This is a genomic window from Aeromonas sp. DNP9, from assembly GCF_001728955.1.
In the GTDB taxonomy this organism is placed as follows: domain Bacteria; phylum Pseudomonadota; class Gammaproteobacteria; order Enterobacterales; family Aeromonadaceae; genus Aeromonas; species Aeromonas veronii.
Window position 1 is genome coordinate 146,441 of sequence record NZ_LYSQ01000006.1, and the last position, 18,420, is coordinate 164,860.

At 60.0% G+C, this 18,420-nt stretch carries 14 protein-coding genes; 6 read left to right on the forward strand and 8 right to left on the reverse strand.

All coding sequences use genetic code 11. The annotated features are described in order from the left end of the window. The first annotated feature begins 21 nt into the window (after positions 1-21). The 4 genes from cysK to crr all read left to right on the forward strand — a co-directional run bounded on the left by cysK (position 22) and on the right by crr (position 4,014). A complete protein-coding gene (gene cysK, locus A9G06_RS06010) occupies positions 22-990 on the forward strand; it encodes a cysteine synthase A (protein ID WP_005338267.1) in 969 nt (322 codons plus the stop codon). A 440-nt stretch (positions 991-1,430) separates the two neighbouring features. Further along, entirely contained in the window at positions 1,431-1,688 is a 258-nt protein-coding gene (locus A9G06_RS06015; protein ID WP_005338266.1) for an HPr family phosphocarrier protein, read from the forward strand. A gap of 46 nt (positions 1,689-1,734) precedes the next feature. Continuing rightward, the gene (ptsI, locus tag A9G06_RS06020) at positions 1,735-3,462 is read left to right on the forward strand and encodes a phosphoenolpyruvate-protein phosphotransferase PtsI (RefSeq protein ID WP_019446785.1); all 1,728 of its coding nucleotides are present in this window, start codon (positions 1,735-1,737) and stop codon (positions 3,460-3,462) included. 42 nt (positions 3,463-3,504) lie between these two features. Beyond that, the gene (gene crr / locus A9G06_RS06025) at positions 3,505-4,014 is read left to right on the forward strand and encodes a PTS glucose transporter subunit IIA (RefSeq protein WP_005338264.1); all 510 of its coding nucleotides are present in this window, start codon (positions 3,505-3,507) and stop codon (positions 4,012-4,014) included. 98 nt (positions 4,015-4,112) lie between these two features. Here the strand turns inward: crr and A9G06_RS06030 are convergent, their stop codons facing one another. The 5 genes from A9G06_RS06030 to pykF form a co-directional block, all read right to left on the reverse strand. Then, positions 4,113-5,045 carry a sensor domain-containing diguanylate cyclase gene (locus tag A9G06_RS06030; RefSeq protein WP_069554585.1) on the reverse strand — a complete coding sequence of 311 codons (933 nt, stop codon included), beginning with the start codon at positions 5,043-5,045 and terminating at the stop codon, positions 4,113-4,115. A 333-nt stretch (positions 5,046-5,378) separates the two neighbouring features. Continuing rightward, entirely contained in the window at positions 5,379-5,528 is a 150-nt protein-coding gene (locus tag A9G06_RS22250; protein WP_171903379.1) for a hypothetical protein, read from the reverse strand. Positions 5,529-5,582: 54 nt separating this feature from the next. Next, entirely contained in the window at positions 5,583-5,987 is a 405-nt protein-coding gene (locus tag A9G06_RS06035) for a hypothetical protein (protein WP_069554586.1), read from the reverse strand. Between the two features lie 408 nt (positions 5,988-6,395). Further along, positions 6,396-9,725, reverse strand: a complete 3,330-nt coding sequence (gene mscK / locus A9G06_RS06040) for a mechanosensitive channel MscK (protein WP_005359039.1) — start codon at positions 9,723-9,725, stop codon at positions 6,396-6,398. 150 nt (positions 9,726-9,875) lie between these two features. Next, entirely contained in the window at positions 9,876-11,288 is a 1,413-nt protein-coding gene (pykF, locus tag A9G06_RS06045; RefSeq protein ID WP_031227651.1) for a pyruvate kinase PykF, read from the reverse strand. Positions 11,289-11,596: 308 nt separating this feature from the next. Between pykF and A9G06_RS06050 the strand changes: the two genes are divergently transcribed. Continuing rightward, positions 11,597-11,833: a hypothetical protein gene (locus A9G06_RS06050; RefSeq protein ID WP_069554587.1), complete on the forward strand. Its 237-nt coding sequence runs from the start codon at positions 11,597-11,599 to the stop codon at positions 11,831-11,833. Positions 11,834-12,005: 172 nt separating this feature from the next. Next, positions 12,006-12,770, forward strand: a complete 765-nt coding sequence (locus A9G06_RS06055) for a class III extradiol ring-cleavage dioxygenase (RefSeq protein ID WP_069554588.1) — start codon at positions 12,006-12,008, stop codon at positions 12,768-12,770. Between the two features lie 93 nt (positions 12,771-12,863). Here A9G06_RS06055 and A9G06_RS06060 read toward each other — a convergent pair whose 3' ends face one another. The 3 genes from A9G06_RS06060 to A9G06_RS06070 form a co-directional block, all read right to left on the reverse strand. Beyond that, positions 12,864-16,616 (reverse strand): AAA family ATPase, encoded by a 3,753-nt coding sequence (locus tag A9G06_RS06060; protein WP_069554589.1) that lies wholly within the window; start codon positions 16,614-16,616, stop codon positions 12,864-12,866. Further along, on the reverse strand, positions 16,613-17,839 hold the full coding sequence (locus A9G06_RS06065) for an exonuclease SbcCD subunit D C-terminal domain-containing protein (protein ID WP_069554590.1): 1,227 nt from the start codon (positions 17,837-17,839) through the stop codon (positions 16,613-16,615). Before A9G06_RS06065 ends, A9G06_RS06060 begins: the two co-directional genes overlap by 4 nt. Before the next feature lie 103 nt (positions 17,840-17,942). Continuing rightward, complete coding sequence (locus tag A9G06_RS06070) at positions 17,943-18,371, reverse strand: GNAT family N-acetyltransferase (protein ID WP_005338252.1); 429 nt, start codon at positions 18,369-18,371, stop codon at positions 17,943-17,945. Positions 18,372-18,420: the final 49 nt, after the last annotated feature.

Sequence of the window (18,420 nt, forward strand, 5' to 3'; positions counted from 1 at the left end):
AACAAACACAGGGATAGCGCCATGAGCAAAATTTTTGAGGACAACAGCCAGACTATCGGTCACACCCCGCTGGTTCGTCTCAACCGTGTTACCAAAGGCCGCGTGCTGGCCAAGATCGAGAGCCGTAACCCCAGCTTCAGCGTCAAGTGCCGGATCGGTGCCAACCTGATCTGGGATGCCGAGAAGCGCGGCATCCTGACCAAGGGTAAGGAGATCATCGAGCCCACCAGCGGCAACACGGGTATTGCTCTGGCCTTTGTCGCGGCAGCTCGCGGCTATCCCATCACCCTGACAATGCCGGCCACCATGAGTCTGGAGCGCCGCAAGCTGCTCAAGGCACTCGGTGCCAATCTGGTGCTGACCGAAGGGCCCCTCGGCATGAAAGGGGCCATTGCCAAGGCCAACGAGATCCTCGAGTCCGAGCCGGGCAAGTATGTGTTGCTGCAACAGTTTGAAAACCCGGCCAACCCGGAGATCCACGAAAAGACCACCGGCCCCGAGATCTGGGATGCCACTGACGGTGAGGTGGATGTGTTCGTGGCCGGGGTCGGCACCGGCGGCACCATTACCGGTGTCTCCCGTTACCTGAAGCAGACTAAAGGCAAGGCCGTGGTCTCTGTCGCGGTCGAACCGGCCGAGTCGCCGGTCATCAGCCAGAAGCTGGCCGGGGAAGAGATCAAACCGGGCCCCCACAAGATCCAGGGGATCGGTGCCGGCTTTATCCCGGGTAACCTGGACCTCTCCCTCATCGATCGGGTGGAGAAGGTGACCAGTGACGAAGCCATCGAGATGGCCCGTCGCCTGATGGAGGAGGAGGGGATCCTGGCCGGTATCAGCTCCGGTGCTGCGGTGGTGGCTGCCAGCCGTCTGGCCGAGCTGCCGGAATTTGCGGGCAAAACCATAGTGGTCATCCTGCCGAGCGCGGCGGAGCGTTACCTCTCCAGCGCCCTGTTTGCCGGGGTGTTCAGCGAGCAGGAACTGCAGCAGTAACTGATCGGAATCTTTCAAAACAGCGGCGCTCCCAGGAGCGCCGCTTCTTTATGGGCTAGACTCAACCCCTGTTAGTGTCACTTGATCCTTATTTTTTGGGGTAAAATAACAAGTTCCGGAGTGAGAAAAAAAGCAGACATTCCGCTCTAAATCTCATATCCTGTGCGGCGTCACGCGGTGTTTGCTGGCTGGGTATCACAAAGTAACAAAGTGTTATTTTTCGTTATAAAATAATTTCAGGCCAGTCCTGATGCGGCTTGTAGCCCAATAACTGAAAATTGCCAACCAGCGCGCCGATTACTGCACAGAAACTTGACCTGGATTAAACCATTGCGGGTCTGCTTTCGTTACTTTACAACATATCCATACTGACACGGTGGGTCAGGTTGCTTCAAAAACGACCAATCCACCAAAAAATATCAATAATATGGGGTGAAACCATGTACGAGAAGTCTGTTGTTATTACTGCTGAAAACGGCCTGCACACCCGTCCGGCAGCTCAGTTCGTGAAAGAAGCCAAAGAATTCCAAAGCGAGATCACTGTGGTCTCCGGTGGCAAGTCCGCCAGCGCCAAGAGCCTGTTCAAGCTGCAGACCCTGGGCCTGACCAAGGGTACCAACGTAACTATCCAGGCTGACGGCCCGGATGCTCAGCAAGCTGTTGAGAAGCTGGTTGCCCTGATGGACGAGCTGGAGTAATCCAGCTTTAGATTCCTCCCCCACAGTCGTTTTAATAGGAAGGATTATGATATCTGGCATTCTTGCGTCCCCCGGTATCGCATTCGGTAAGGCGCTTCTTCTTAAAGAAGATGAAATCGTTATCAATCAGGGCAAAATCTCTGCTGACCAGATTGATGCCGAGATCAACCGTTTCCTCGAAGCTCGTACCAAGTCAGCTACCCAGCTGGAAGCCATCAAAGAGATGGCCGGTCGCACCTTCGGTGAGGAAAAAGAGGCCATCTTCGAAGGCCACATCATGCTGCTCGAAGATGAGGAGCTGGAAGGGGATATCAAATCCTTCATCAAAGAGAACAAGGCTTCCGCTGACAAAGCCATCTATGAGGTGATCGAACAGTACGCCAAGATGATGGCCGAGCTGGATGACCCTTATCTGCGCGAACGCGCTACCGACTTCCGTGACATCGGTACCCGTCTGGTCAAGAACGTACTGGGCATCGCCGTTGTCAACCTGAGCACCATCGACGAAGAGGTGATTCTGGTCGCCAAAGACCTGACCCCGTCTGAAACCGCTCAGATTAACCTGAAATATGTGCTGGGTTTCGTCACCGACATCGGTGGCCGTACCTCTCACACCTCCATCATGGCCCGCTCCCTGGAGCTGCCGGCCGTGGTAGGCACCAACGACATCACCGAGCGCGTCAAGAACGGTGACATGCTGGTGCTGGATGCGATCAACAACCAGATCATCATCAATCCGACCGCTGAACAGCTGACCGAAGCCAAGAAGTTCCAGGCTCAGTTCCAGGCCGAGAAAGATGAGCTGGCTAAGCTGAAAGATCTGCCTGCCATCACGCTGGATGGTCACCAGGTTGAAGTGTGCGCCAACATCGGTACCGTCAAGGATACCGAAGGTGCCATCCGTAATGGCGCCGAAGGCGTGGGTCTGTACCGTACCGAGTTCCTGTTCATGGATCGTGACGCGCTGCCGACCGAAGAAGAGCAGTTCAAAGCCTACAAAGAAGTGGCCGAAGCGATGCCGGATCAGCCGATCATCGTGCGTACCATGGACATTGGCGGCGACAAAGAGCTGCCCTACATGAATTTCCCGAAAGAGATGAACCCCTTCCTGGGCTGGCGTGCCGTGCGTATTTTCTTCGACCGCGAAGACATCATGCACGCTCAGCTGCGGGCCATTCTGCGCGCCTCTGCCTTCGGCAAACTGCGCATCATGTTCCCGATGATCATCTCTGTCGAAGAGTTCCGTAGCCTGAAAGCTACCGTAGAGACGCTGAAAGCCGAACTGCGTGCCGAAGGCAAAGCCTTTGATGAATCCATCGAAGTGGGTATCATGATCGAGACCCCGGCCGCTGCCGTGATGGCTCATCATCTGGCCAAGGAAGTGGATTTCTTCAGTATCGGTACCAACGACCTGACCCAGTACACCCTGGCTGTCGATCGTGGTAACGAGATGATCTCCGCCATGTACAACCCGCTGTCACCCTCCGTCCTGACCCTGATCAAGATGGTTATCGATGCGTCCCACGCCGAAGGCAAGTGGACCGGTATGTGTGGTGAACTGGCTGGTGACGAGCGCGCTACCCTGCTGCTGCTGGGTATGGGTCTGGATGAGTTCTCCATGAGCGCCATCTCTGTACCGCGTATCAAGAAGCTTATCCGCAACACCAACTTCGAAGATGTGAAGGCAATGGCTGATCAAGCACTGAGCTTTGCCACCGCCGCTGAAATCGAAGCATGCGTAGATAACTTTATTAAGCAGAAGGCAGTCTGCTAAGATCGGCTGCAAACAGCGACAAATCATCTCTAGGAGCTTTATATGGGTCTGTTTGATAAACTGAAGAAACTGGTTTCCGACGATAGCTCTGACACCGGCGGCATCGAAATCTTTGCTCCGCTGTCTGGCGAAATCGTGCCGATCGAAGATGTGCCTGACGTTGTCTTCGCCGAGAAGATCGTTGGTGACGGTATCGCCATCAAGCCGGCTGGCAACAAGATGGTTGCTCCGTGCGACGGCACCATCGGCAAGATTTTTGAGACCAACCACGCGTTCTCTCTGGAATCCGACTCCGGTATCGAGCTGTTCGTTCACTTCGGTATCGACACCGTTGAACTGAAAGGCGAAGGCTTCAAGCGTATCGCTCAGGAAGGTCAACAGGTCAAGCGCGGCGACACCATCATCGAGTTCGATCTGGCCGTTCTGGAAGCGAAAGCCAAGTCTACCCTGACTCCGGTTGTCATCTCCAACATGGACGAGATCAAAGAGCTGATCAAAATGACTGGTGCCGTGACTGTGGGCGAGACCCCGGTTATCCGTATCAAGAAGTAATGCCCGGCTGGCTCACGCCAGTTGCGCAGTAAAAAACCGAAGCTTTGTGCTTCGGTTTTTTTATGGCCGCGAGTCGGCTTTCCATTCTGGTTACCACTCTATTCCATCGAGATGACAACCCGGTTACGGCCCTGATCCTTGGCCTGATAAAGGGCCCGGTCTGCCATCATCAGCAGATAGTCGATGCCCTCCTGCCCCTTCATGCTGGCACACCCCAGACTGATGGTGAGGGATAGCTGATCCCCCTGCCATGGCAAGCGGGTGGTAGTGACATGCTGGCGCAGCTGTTCGGCGCGCCGTGCCGCCTGGTCAATATCGCAACCAGGCAGGATCAGCAGGAACTCCTCTCCACCCCAACGGGCCAGACTCTCTCCCGGCAACAGCTGGCTCGCCATGGCGTGGGCGACGGCGCAGAGCGCGGCATCACCCGCAGGGTGGCCATAGCGGTCATTGACCTGTTTGAAATGGTCGATATCTCCCAGCACCACGGAGAGGGGCTCACCTTGCAACCAAAGGGCCTGCAACTGTTGCTGGGCGCCACGCCGATTGGTCAGTTCGGTGAGCGGATCGGTGCAGGAGAGGCGGCTCACCTCCTCCACCATGCACTGCAGGTCGTGGATATCGCGAAAGGTGACGATATGGCCATCCGGGATGGCATCGGCTCCCAGCTGGGCAGTGACGATAAACCAGCGCGACTGACCGCTTTTGCAGCGGATCAGCGCAGGCATCTCGGCGACCTCCAGCCCTTGCGACAAGCTCTGTTCCACTTGGGAGTGCCAAGAGTCGATGATGGTGCGGCGATACCCTTCATCCGGGTAGGCGACCTGAAACCAGGAGGCCATGTCCGGCAGATCGTCAAGGTTGTAGCCCAGCTGCTCAATAAAGGCTTTATTCAGAAAGCGGTGGCGCCGCTGCGGGATCATGTCGGGTGAGTAGTCATCGTGACGGGCAATGGATTCTGACACCAGAATAGGCAGCGGGATCACATCGAAGGAGCGAAACAGGATCTGTTGCAGTTCTCGGTCATTCATAGGAAAAGCGGCTCCACGATGCATCTTTTGCATGCTTTACCATAGGTCAGACCTGTGTGGCGGTAAACCGATTTATAGCGGTTCCATCACTGGATTTTCAGCCAATAGCAAACGCGAAAAAGAGTCGGTGTTGCTTGCTGCGACAGTGCCGAGTGAAAGCTGGTTGGGCAGGGGGGAGGAGCAATAAGATCAAAAAAGCCCACATGGTCAGGCACATGCGGGTCGGGAAAAACCAGACCGGGTAAAACAGATACTTCCTGTGTCGGTCATCTTCAGCTCAGGTGGATGTGGTCCATCTGCTGGAGCTTTTCGGGCCAGGGCCCCTGCTGATGGTCACCAAATCTTCACACGCTCGGAAGGTGGCAGATAGAGCTTGTCTTCCGGTTTGATGGCAAAGGCGTGGCAGAACGCCGGCATGTCATCCGGTATCCGTGTCTGAGCCAGCGCAATGAGGCTGACGATCATGCTGCGTTGCTGTTTCATCGTGAGTGTCCTGTATGGGATGCCTGTGGTGAATTGGCTGTAACCGCTGGCCAATCAGCTGCGAACGACCGAGAGGAAGCGCCCGTCGTGATTGAAGGTGCAGGTAAAGTCGACCGCATCATCGTCGGTCTCGTACTGGCCATAGACCTTGTATCTCTGGCCACTCTCTTCTGCCGACTCGGTGGTGATATCGCGCGGGGAAACATGGAATTTGCTGGCCGCTTCCCCCGAGCAGTAACGGGGCATCTTGCTGGTGGCCATATGCTGGTCATCGCTATCGTCATGCTGGCCATCATGCTCGTGTTTGTTATCGCTGTGCTTTTTCCCGGCGTAATAGCCAGCGGCGCCGATGGCCCCCAGCGCAGCTGCACCTATCAGGACTTTCTTGGTGTCCATATTCTGGCAGCCGCTTAATGCCAGACAGGCGGCTATTCCCATTACCATCAAGGGGTGTTTCATCTCTCGGATCCTTTCAATTATCAAATGAGCAAGTCGGTGTCAGCCGGGCGGTGGTCACTGGGCCCGGCGCTGGAATGGCGCCACTTTGCAATGGTCAGGATGAAGAGGACACTCAAATAAAATTAAAAAAAGTTATAAAAGTCCGGGAGCCGGAGCGAGCGCGGTATGGGGGGCGCGGTGAGGGGAGAAGGGCGCAGGTTTCATCCATGCGGTAAGTAGTGGTGTGGGGCAAGTGTTTGTTTTTATACTTTTATTTCTCTTTATATTTTATCAAGAGTGGTGGCTGCCTGTTGTGCGGCGGCCAGCCATGCTGGCGGTGGATAGCCGTCTCTATCTTCATAAACAGGGCATAAAAAAGCCGCTCACCAGGGTGAGCGGCTGTTGCCATCAGATTCATGCAGTTCGCTATCAGGCTGGCTGCTTGCCATCTTCCGCGGGCGGCGGCAGGGCGGCGGAGTTGGACTCCACCTTCTGCTCTTCGCCCTGCATGTTCTTGATGTAGACATCCATTTGGTTGAAGGCGATCTCGATGCCGTTCTCGCGGAACAGCTGGTCGATCTTGCGGTTCAACTCGTCTACCGCCGGGTTGCGATCCCCCAGTTCGCTCACGAAGAAGCGCAGCTCGTGATCCAGAGTGCTGGCGCCAAAGGTGAGGAAGTAGACGATGGGTGCCGGGTCTTTCAGCACGCGGCTGTTTTCGTCGGCCGCCTGTTTCAGCAGGGTGCGGGTCAGCTCCAGATCCGAGCCGTACGCCACGCCCACCCGCACGATCACCCGGGTGACTGTGTCACTCAGGGACCAGTTGATGAGCCGTTCTGTCATCAGCTGCTGGTTGGGGATGATCACCTCTTTGCGGTCGAAGTCGGTCAGGGTGGTGGCGCGAATGCGGATCCGCGAGACGGTACCGGAGAAGGAGCCGATGGTGACGGTGTCACCGATCCGCACCGGACGCTCGAACAGGATGATGATGCCGGAGACGAAGTTGGAGAGGATCTCCTTCATGCCGAAACCGATACCGACTGACAGACCACCCGCTACCCACTGCAGCTTGTCCCACTGCACGCCCATCATGGAGAGAGCGGTCAGGGAGCCAAAGCCGATCAGCACGTAGTTGAGCATGGTGGTGATGGCGTAGGCGGTACCCTGAGCCAGGTTGAGCTTGGAGAGCACCAGCACCTCCAGCAAGCCGGGCAGGTTGCGCGCCAGTGACCAGGCACCGCCGAGCAGCAGGAAGCCGATCAGCACATCACTCAGGCTGATGGGGAACAGCACGGCGTTGGCGCCGGTGCCTTCACTGCGGTGCCACAGCACCATGCTGTCGAGGTAGGAGAAGACCGCGACCAGATCAGACCAGAGCCAGTAGAAGGCGACACCGAAGATCAGCATCAGCACGGTACGGGTCAGACGCAGGGACTGCTGACTGACATCCTCCAGATCCATGGGCTGCTCTTCGATGGACTCGCCACCTTCCGCATCTTCCGAAGATTTATGCTCACGCTTGGCCACCGCACGGCGGTAGGCCAGACGACGGGCAGCCAGCTCCAGACCACGCAGGGCGGTGCGGTAGACCAGGCTCCAGATGATGATGAGGTAGAAGGATTCGATCAGGCGACCGGTCAGCTTCAGCGCGGTGTAGTAGTAACCGAGCACCGCCAGCACGATCAGCGCCACCGGCGCCAGCGCCAGGGCGATGGCGATCAGCGACTTCTGCATGCTCGCCTCGCCCTTGATGCGGGCGCGGGAGATGGGGAACACCAGATAGGCGGCCAGCCCCAGCAGGGTCAGGGTCATGGCCTGGCCGATCACGTCGTTGCCCAGGGTGGAGGGTTCAACCACCGCCTTGGTTGCGAGCATGATGAGCGGCAGCAGTGGCAACCAGATGTAGCGCATGCTGTTGCGCTTGGCCTGCAGCTCCGCTTTCGGGATCCGGAAGTGGGTTTCGGCGATGCCGCCCGGGCGCATCACCGCCAGATAGACGCTGAACACCAGATAACCGAGGGCGAGGTTCAGGGTGATCTGGAACATCAGCTTGGGACTGAGCAGACCGCAGTAGGTGAGCAGCAGACCGCCAGCCAGAATGAACATGCTGCCCGGCAGGCGTTGCAGCACGGTATAGAGCAGGGCGCGCGGGGTGTGCCACTGGCTGTCCTGACGGAAACGGCCAAGGTCCTTGGTGATCTTCTTCTCGCGCTCAACCAGCGCCGGACGTTTCCAGACCAGCAGGCCGCCGATCAGCAGCAGCGGGAAGGCGAGCAGGGAGATCCCCAAGAGCTCTTCGCGCCAGCGTTTCCAGTCCGGTTTCAATACCCAGTCGGAGGCCTGTTTGTAGGCCTGGGCGGGCCAGCTGATAAACCACTTGCTGTCGATGGGCTTGTTGCTGCTTACCCAGAAGATGTGTTGCTGCAGGGTAAACTCGATAGAGGCATAGACCCGAGCCAGCTGCTGCTGGGTCAGCTGCAGGCTGATGGCGTTGGTGAGCTGGCTGTCGAGTTGGCGGTTGAGCTGATCGAGCAGATTGATGCGGGTGTCGAGCAGCTTGGCAAGGCTCTCTTTGTCCTCCTCGCTGACCGGATCCTTGCTGCCGGCGATCAGATTGTCCAGATAGAGGTTCTTCTGGAACAGCTGGTCACGCTGCTGGCTCAGTTCAAACTGGGCCAGATGCAGATCGGCAATCTGCTCTTCCAGATTTTTGACGGCGATGGTGGGCGCCGCTTCCAGCTGCTGGTAGAGCTGATAGAGGATGCGTGACAGCAGCAGATTGCCCTTGAGCATCTGCACCTGTTCATTGAGGTTGCGCTCGGTCTGGATGCCGCGCTCCAGCCAGCTCTTGGCTTGCAGGTTTTTCTGTACCAGCGAGTTGAGGCTGGTGGTGGCACCGATCAGCTGCTGGCTGAGCTGGTGGTTGAGTTCCTGCTCTTTTTGCACCAGCGGGCTGTCTTCGGTCGCCACCAGTTCACCGGTCTGCTCGGCGGTTTTTTCGGTGTCGCCGAGGCGCTTGGCGCTGCTCTGATCCTGCAACAGCTGCAGTTTCTGCTCTTCGCTGGCGAGACGGGCACTCTGGTAGTCGCGCTGCTTGATCGCCAGATCCTGCATGCTGGTACGGTTATCCAGCTCCTTTTGCAGGTGGGCCAGTTGCAGGTCGAGCAGGGCCAGTTCGGCACCGAGCTTCATCTTCTCGGCGCTGGAGACGCTTTCACCGGCGTTGAGGCGGGTACGGATCTCCTGACTGCGCTGGTAGGCACGGCTCATGCTGGCCTGGGCCCGCTCCGGCAGGGTCTGCAAGCTGGTGAGCTGGCTGCCGATGGCGCCGAGGGCCTCCTGGGCCGCCTGCATGTTGGCCAGCACTTCCGGCTGACGGCTGTCGAGCTCTGCCAGACTCATGCTGGCGTATTCGCTCTTGATCTGCTCGGCACTCTTGCCCTTGGTCAGGGCATCGAGCTTGGCACTGATCTCTCTGAGTTCGGTGGGCAGGTTGCGGATCCGCTGGGCCTGGGTCTTGGCCTTCGCCTCTTCCTTGTCGATGCTGTCGAGCAGACCGAGGGTTTCGGTCAGCAACTTCTGATCCGCTTGCTGACTGACGGTCAGGGTCTCTGATTTACCCAGACCATCCAGCGCTCGCTGAACTGCGTTGCGAGAGGGGACATCTTGCGCCATGGCTTGCGGGACGCAGAGGCTGGCGAGGAGACAGAGCAGCGGCAACAGGGTGGCCGAGACTCTTTTAAAACGTATTGAGGGCATATAACTTCCGGGTTATTACGCGATATTCGGGAGATTTCCCGCATAGATTAAATTCGCGTGGATTCTAACACCGGGCTTGTCAGGTAAGCAGGGGGGAGGGACAAAAAAAACGGCGCCCGCAGGCGCCGTTTTCAACTCGTTCAGCTCTGATTAAAGAACGTGAACAGAAGCGGTGTTGGTGGTGCCGCTCGGTACCAGAGCACCGGAGACCATCACAACCACGTCACCTTTCAGACCCATGCCGATTTCCAGCGCGGCTTCTTTACCGATGCGATAGAAATCGTCGGTAGAGGCGATGCTGTCAACCACGTGAGCAACTACACCCTTGGTCAGAACCAGTTGGGCAGCAGTTTTCTTGTTGGTGGTGATAGCCAGGATCCAGGCTTTCGGGAAGTACTTGCGAATGGCCTTGGCAGACTTGCCGCCTTCGGTTGCGACCACGATCAGCGGGGCGTCCAGCTTCTCGGAGGTCTCTACGGCGCCTTTACATACGGCTTCGGTGATGCGCAGCTTGTTGCTGTCGTTGGCAGCAGACAGGTTGGACGGCATCACGGCATCGGTACGCTCGCAGATGGTGGCCATGATGGTCACGGCTTCCAGCGGGTACTTACCCTTGGCGGATTCACCGGACAGCATCACTGCGTCGGTACCATCCAGGATGGCGTTGGCCACGTCACCAGCTTCGGCGCGGGTCGGACGCGGGTTCTTGATCATGGAGTCCAGCATCTGGGTGGCAGTGATAACCACTTTGCGGGCTTTGTTGCACTTGGCGATGATCATCTTCTGGGCGAAGATAACTTCTTCAACCGGGATCTCTACACCCATGTCGCCACGAGCAACCATGATGCCGTCGGAAACAGCCAGGATCTCGTCGAAGTTGTCCAGACCTTCCTGGTTTTCGATCTTGGAGATGATCTGGATGTTCTCGCCGCCGTGGGCTTTCAGGTGCTCACGGATTTCCAGAACGTCTTCTTTCTTACGGATGAAAGAAGCAGCAACGAAATCAACGCCTTGCTCGCAACCGAAGATCAGGTCGCGCTTGTCTTTCTCGGCCAGGGCCGGCAGCTTGATGGAGACGCCCGGCAGGTTAACGCCTTTGTTCTCGCCCAGGTCACCGTTGTTCAGCACTTTACAGATAACTTCGCGCTCGGTGATTTCGATAACGTCCAGACCGATCAGGCCGTCATCAACCAGGATGCGGTTGCCGACGCGCAGATCGTTGGCGAAACCAGCATAGGTCACGGCCACTTTGTCTTTGTTGCCAACCACGGTCTGGTCGGTGGTGAAGGTGAAAGTCTGGCCAGCGACCAGCGCGACGTCGTTGCCGCCTTCCAGCTTCATGGTTCGGATTTCCGGACCCTTGGTGTCCAGCAGGATAGCTGCGTGCTTGCCGGTTTCGGCCATCACAGCGCGCAGGTTGCTGATGCGGCTGCCGTGCTCGGCGTAGTCACCGTGGGAGAAGTTCAGGCGCATGACGTTCATGCCGGCGTCCAGCATTTTGGCCAGCATTTCTTTGGATTCGGTCTTCGGACCGATGGTGCAGACAATTTTGGTCTTTTTCATGTCAATCTTCATGGTTAAGGAATTTCCGCCGAGCAATATACACCAGTTTTTGGAATCTTTTTATGATCCAGAAACAACGTTTTGACCAGATAACGTTTTCTTTTCAGGGATAACGTTTTCCTGTGAGTCACATTTTAGAGCATACGGCCACAGGTTCGGGCTGAAGGGATACAAATGTTGCCATCTGTGGTTGTTTGGCCGGGTTGAGGTTCAGATGTTGTAAAATGACCACCCGTTCGCTGTCACCGTCTTGTCACCGGCTTGCGCAAAAATGTTAGTTCATTGGCGCGCGGGTGAAGGAGGTCGGGATGAAAAACAGCCATGAAACCGGATGGGCGCTGCTCTTGCTGGGCGCCGCCCTGCTGCTGGTTCAGACGCTTCCAGCTCGCTACTGGCCTGATAATGCCGGTCTGCTGGCGATCTTCTCCCATCCAGTGAAAGGGGAGGCGGCCGCCGAGGGATTGGCGTGGCGAGAGTGGCAGGATCACAGTGCAGCGACCCGGATGGCGCTTCGTGCAGCCCGACCACTGCCGGATGCTCCTTAGCCTTGATATCTATTGCTGTTTACCGGTCGTGAAGGCGTGAAATTATCAACCATTGGTTGATAGTTCTTATCTATCTTGCTGGATTGTTCACCTTTAATGGCGGGGGGATAATCGATTCCAACAGCGATATCCCCTCCGGTATCGCCCCTGATACTTTGTTGGAGTCCGTTTTATGTCCCTCGCCCCCGTCTGGTTTATCTCTCACGGCGCACCGGATCTGGTGCTGCGTGAGCAACCCGCCACCCGCTTTCTGCGAACCCTGCGTCTGGGTGAGCTCAAGGGGCTGGTGGTCATCTCCGCCCACTGGTTCAGCCGCGAACTGCAGATCAACGTCGAGCCCAAACCGGCCTTGATGTACGACTTTTACGGCTTCCCCGAGCCCCTCTACCGGATGCGCTGGCCTGCCAGCAGCCCCGAGTGGCTGCAACAAGGGGTGAGCGACCAGTTGGCACTGGCCGGACTGACCGCAACCCCGGTGCGGCGCGAGCTGGATCACGGAGTCTGGTCGCCGCTCTCCCTGATCGACCCTGAGAGCGAGATCCCGCTGGTGCAGATCTCCATTCCCGCGAGCTTCACCCCGGCCCAGTTGTGGCAGTTGGGAGAGGTGTTGGGGGCGCTGCGCAGTCAGGGGATTGGCATCCTCGCCTCCGGTGCCATCACCCACAACCTGCGGGCGCTGGCACCGGAAGGCTCGCCGGTGCCGGAGTGGGCCAGCCAGTTTGTCGACTGGCTGGAGCAGAAGATGGCCGACGAGGATCGGCTGGCGCTGCTCGACTATCGCCAGCAGGCCCCCGGAGCGGTGGAGTCCCATCCCCACGATGACCACCTGCGCCCGCTCTTTGTGGCGTTGGGGGCAGCCGATGGTGCGGCACCGACCCGGCTGCACGAGAGCTGGGATGGCGGCAGCCTCTATATGGGGGCCTACCGCTTCGGTTGATTGCCTCTCAACAAGACCCCGCCAATTGGCGGGGTCTTGTTGTTTACGGCGTGGGGGTTGAGCCGATGGTATTGGTGATGGAACTGATGCTACTCAGGGGACCACCACCCGGCTCTCGCCGCCGCCGAGGGCTTCGACCCTGATCTGCACGCCGATCCGCTCCACCAGCGTCTGGACGTGGGAGATGACCCCGATCTGGCGACCGGCGGCTTGGAGGGAGTCGAGGCTGGCGAGCGCCAGATCCAGACTGTCCGGATCGAGGGTGCCAAACCCCTCGTCGATAAAGAGCGACTCGACCTGGGTCTGCCGTGACGAGAGGCTGGAGAGGGCCAGCGCCAGCGCCAGCGACACCAGAAAACTCTCGCCACCGGAGAGGGAGTCCACCGAGCGCACCTCATCCCCCATGTCGAGATCCACCACTTGCAGCGCCAGATCGGTGCCGGGTACCCGCTCCAGCCGGTAGCGCGGTGATAGTTCGGCGAGCTGGGCGTTGGCCTCCAGCAGCAGACGCTCGAGGGTAAGGCTCTGGGCGAAGGTGCGGAACTTGGCGCCGTTGGCCTGCCCGATCAGATCGCACAGCTGCTGCCAGTGGTCGGCCACCGCCTGCTGGGCGGTCAGCTCCTGTTGCAGGCTGCCCGCCTTGAGGGCGGCGGCTTCTGCCTGTGCCAGCTTGCTCTTGCACTCGAACAGCTGCTCTTCAAGGGCGCGGCAGCGGGCATCGAGCGCCACCAACTGCTCGCTCAGCTCAGCATCCGGCAGGGCGGCCAGCTCGGGGTGGTGCTCGCGATAGCGATCCCGCTTACTCTCCTCCAGTGCCAGCGCCCGTTGCCGCTCGGCAAGACGGGTACGCGCCTCGCCAAGGGCATCTTCCAGCCCTTGCAGGGCAGTGCGGCGCGCCTTGAGCTCATCGGGAGTGATGGCGAGCAGGCGGCGAAGGTCATACTCGGCAATGCCGAGGGTGCTGGCATGGGCAGCCCAGCGCCCCAGCACCTCCCGCTTGCGGCGGCTGCTGGTCTGCTTTTCCTGCTCCACATGAGTGAGGCGGGTCTTGAGTTCGGTCTGCCGCTCCCGCAGAGCGCGGGCACTGCTTTGCATCAGCTCCAGTTCGCTGGCGAGCTGTTGCAGCTGCTGTTGCCAGCGGCTCTCGACCAGCGGGATCTCCTCGCCACCCAGACAGGCGGCGCGGCTGGTGAGCAGCCCCTGACGCTGCTGCTCGTGCTCCTTGTAGTCCCGCTCCAGCTTGTGCAGCAGCTCGCGCTGGGTCTGCAGGCGCGCCTCCTGTGCGCTCAGGGCCGGGGTGAGGCTGGCGATCTCGCTGGCCAGCCGCTCCCACTCGCTCTGGCCGTGCAGCCAGGCTTCGCAGGCTCGCTGCCACTCGTGCCACTGCTGGCTGCCGAGCCATTGGCGCCAAGGTTGGCCACCCATCTGCTCATCGAGGCGGTGGGCCCCCTGTTCGAGGCGCTGGCGCAGGGTCGCCTCCTGCTCACCCATCCCCTTCACTTCCCCTTCCAGCGCGATGCGCTGGCGGTCGGCCTCCTGCCACTGCTGGTCAAACTGCTGGTGCTGGGCTGCCAATTGGCTCAGTTGCTGACGTACCCCTTGCAGCTGTTGCTGACCGAGCTGGGCCTGACGCAGCTGCTGCTGGCTCTGGGCCAACCCCTGCTCCAGTGCCTGGCCACGGCCAAGCAAGGTGCTCATCAGCTCGTTCCACTCAATGGGGCTTTGGCGCAGCGGCAGCGGATGGCCGAGCAGGGTATCTCCCCCCAGCTGTTGCCAGCGCTGGGTCAGCTGCTCGGCGCGGTTTTCCAGCTCTGGCAGGTGCTGCTGGCGTACCGCCAGCTGGCGGGCCAGCTCCTGACGCTCGCTCTCGCACTGAATGTATTGATGATTGAGCCGCTCCCACTCCAGCTCCAGACTGCGGGCCCGTTCCGCCAGTTGACCAAGAATGCCGGCCACCTGTGGCTGGCTCTGGCTGTAGGGGTGCTCCCCGGAACCGCACAGCGGGCAAGGTTCGCCATCGCTCAGGATATGGCGATACTGCTCGAAGCTGGCGATGGCGCGGGACTGCTCCAGCGCATGGCGCGCCTCATCCCGCTGCAGGGCGAGCCGCTCGCGGGCGGGGGCCAGCTCTTCGCCAAGGGTGGCGAGTTTGCCGAGCGCCTGCTCCAGCTGGGCAATCTCCTGCTGCAAGCGGTCATGCTGTTCGCCGTGGTTGCGGCCATAATCGGCCAGCTCCAGCAACTGGCGCAGCTGACCCAGTTGTTCGGTCTGCTGCTGCCACTGCTCCTGCGCCTTGGCGAGGCGGCTCTCCCACTGCTGCTCCTGCAGCTCGTTCTGTTGCTGTTGCAGCCGAGCTTGTTCATGTTGCCAGTAGTCGCGCTCCTGCTGACCTTGCTCCAGCTGGCGCTGCAACTGTTGCAGGGCGCGCAGCTTGTGATCGCGCAGGGTGAGCAGCTGTTGCAGCTTGTCGGCATCCTCGGCCCAATCCTGCATGGCGCTGAGCAGGGGCTGCCACTGGCGGGCAACCGGTGCCAGCTCCTTGTGCTCTTCGAGCCAGAGCCCCCACTGCTGGTGCTGCTGCTTGAGCAGTTCCACCTGTCGGCTCTGCTCGCGCCAGCCCTTCTCGAGGGTGAGCTGCACTTCTCGCTCCTGCGCCCCCTCCTGCTGGATCTTCTGCAACTGCTGCACTTTTTCCCGGATGCGGGTATCGAGCTCCTGCGCCCGCTTGAGTTCGGGTTGCAGGGCGCCCCATTCGCGCTCGGCGGCGATCTTCTCCGCCAGCAGCTGCTGCTCGGTCAGCGCGCTCTGCTGGGTCTGCTCCTCGAGCTTGGCCAGCTCAGGCCCCAGCTCGGCGATCAGCTTCTCCTGCTGCTGTACCTCAAGGGTGAGGCGGGCCAGCTCGTCGTGATCGGCTCGGGCCACCTGGGCCTGTTCGGCACGGGCAAACTCCTCGCGCTCGGGGGCGGCGGCGCCGTGGGCCTGCAGGGCGGCATCGAGTGCCGCCTGTCCCTCGGCGCAGCCCTGCAACTGGGCAGCAATGCGGCTGTTGAGGTCGCGCAAGTCCTGCATCAGCTGCTGCTGTTGCTGTTCATGTTTGAGGGTGGTGGAGAGGCTTATCTGCTGGCTTACCCACTGTTCGCGGGTCGCTTCGTCCATCAGCGCCACGTCACCGAGGCGCTGGGCGATGGTGGCCAGCTTCTGCTGCTCTTCCCGCGCCCGTTCATAGGTCTGGATGGAGATGGCGGAGTAGAGCTCGGTGCCGGTCATCCGTTCGAGCAGGGCGGAGCGCTCGTTGGCATCCGATTTGAGGAAGGCGGCAAATTCCCCCTGCGGCAGGATCACCGCGCGGCGGAACTGCTCCCAGGAGAGACCCACCAGCTCATCGATGCGATCCTGCAGCTCCCGCTTGCTGCCGGAGAAAACTTGCCCGGACTCCACATCGGTCAGGGTGCGCTCCTGCGCCTGAAAACGCCCCTCCGAGCGGTTGCGCGCCCGGCGCACCGCCCAGCGGGCCAGCCAGATGCGACCATCGCAGTCACGAAACTGCACCTCGGCAAAGCCGCTGGCGTGGCCGCGACTGAGGATGCCGCGCACGTCGTTGGCCTTGAGTTTCTCCTCATCATCCATGCGGCCCACTTCGGCCACGTTCTTGCGATTGGCGATAAAGCGCGGCATCTCGTCGTAGAGGGCCAGACAAATGGCGTCGAGCAATGTGCTCTTGCCCGCGCCGGTATTGCCGGTGATGGCAAACAGACCGGCGGCGCCGAGCGCCCCCTTGGTAAAGTCGATGGTGAAGGGGCCGGTCAGACTGGCCAGATTCTCACCTGACAGAGACAAGATTTTCATTGGTTTGACTCCTTCACCTGCTCCAGGATCTCTTCAAACGAGGCAACTAACCCAGCCTCGGGCTCCCCTTCAAACTGGCGCTGATAGCAGAGGCGAAACACCTCGGTGGGGGAGAGCTCATCGAGCCTGCGCCGCTCGCAACCATCGGCCAGCCCTTCGCCCGAGCCCTGATACTGGGTGCTGATGCGGGCCAGACGCACCGGTTTGTCTGCGATGGCGGCGAGAATCCGCTCGCGGATGCGGGCCTCGGGCTTGGGTAGCAGCAGCCGCACTTCGAGGAAGGGTTGTGCCTCTTGTGGACAGGCAGGCAGCTCGAGCGAAGCGATGGCTTTGAGTGCGTCGTCGAGGGTGCTCTGGGGCAGGCGGATCATCTCCACCGCGCGGGGCACCGGGATCCGCTCCAATCCGGTCAGTTTGCCTTCTGCAAAGGTCACTTCCAGCACCTGATGGTTGTAGTTGGCTTCGGCAAGCGAGAGCGGTAGTGGCGAGCCGCTGTAGTGCACCCCCTCGGCCGGGCTTTGGGCCAGATGGAGGTGACCGAGCGCCGTGTAGTTGGCTGCGGCAAAGAGATCGGCAGGCAGGGCGTGCTGGTTGCCGCCAAGCACCCGCCGCTCCGACAGCTCCGAGAGCTGGCCCGCCGCCAGATAGGCGTGGCCCATGGCGATGAGCGGCAGCGCCTCCCCGCAGCGAGCACGCCCTTCGGCCAGCACCTCGGCATAGACCTGCCGTACCCCTTCGATCAGCCTGTCCTGCCCCTCAGCCAGCTGTTCCACCCGCAGATCGCTGCTGCGCAGGAACGGCACGGCGGCGCACCAGGCGGCGATCTTGCCCTCCTTGTCTTGCAGCGGTACCAGCAGACGGTCGGTCTCGAGCTTGCCCTCACTGTCGCGGCTGATGCTGCCCACCAGATGCAGATCAAAGGCGCGCAGCAGCTCGTGGGGGGCATCGAGCTTGGAGGGGGAGTCGTGGTTGCCGCCGATCAGCACCATGTTGAGGCGGGGCATTTCGGCGCGCAGTCTGGCCAGAAAGCGGTAGAGTTGCTGCCAGGCGCTGGCGGGCGGATTGGCGGTATCAAACAGATCACCCGCCACCAGCAGGGCGTCGATCTCGCGTGCCTTGAGGGTGTCGCTCAGCCAGTCGAGAAAGGCATCGTGTTCAAAACGGCGGTCATGACCATGGAGTTGATGGCCAAGGTGCCAGTCGGCGGTATGGAGGATTTTCATTGGAAAGCAGCCCGGTTGCAGGGACGGTGCCGGTGGCACCCGATGGTGACAAGATGAGGATGCCCCGTGCTTTTTTCAAGTAAAACAGGGGGCTGGCATCGATTCAGGCAGGTTCGCAGCACATCCGGTATTGGGGGTGGCCGGTAAGGGGATCGGACTCCTCGGCCTCGATGACGAAGCCGTGGCGGCGATAGAAACGCACCGCCTGATCATTCTCGACAAAGACCCGGGCGTGGAGCGACGCCCCCTGACGCTTTGCCTCCTGCAGCAGGGCGTGGCCGACGCCGCGACCCTGACGGTCGGGGCGCACGAACAGGGCGGCGAGATAGTTGTCCACCAGTGCCATGAAACCGAGCAGATCGCCGCGCTCCTCGAACACCCAGATGGCGGCGCGATCGAGATAGCGGGTACGCAGATCCTCCTGGGCCTGCCACCAGCAGGAGGCATCGACGAAATCGTGGGCCTGCAGGGAGGCCAGCAACCAGATTTCGACGATCTCTTCCATGTCTTCCGGGCGACTGGGCCGCAACATACCTTCATCCTTATTAACAATTTACTTTCGCAGTCTAGGAGAACTTGAT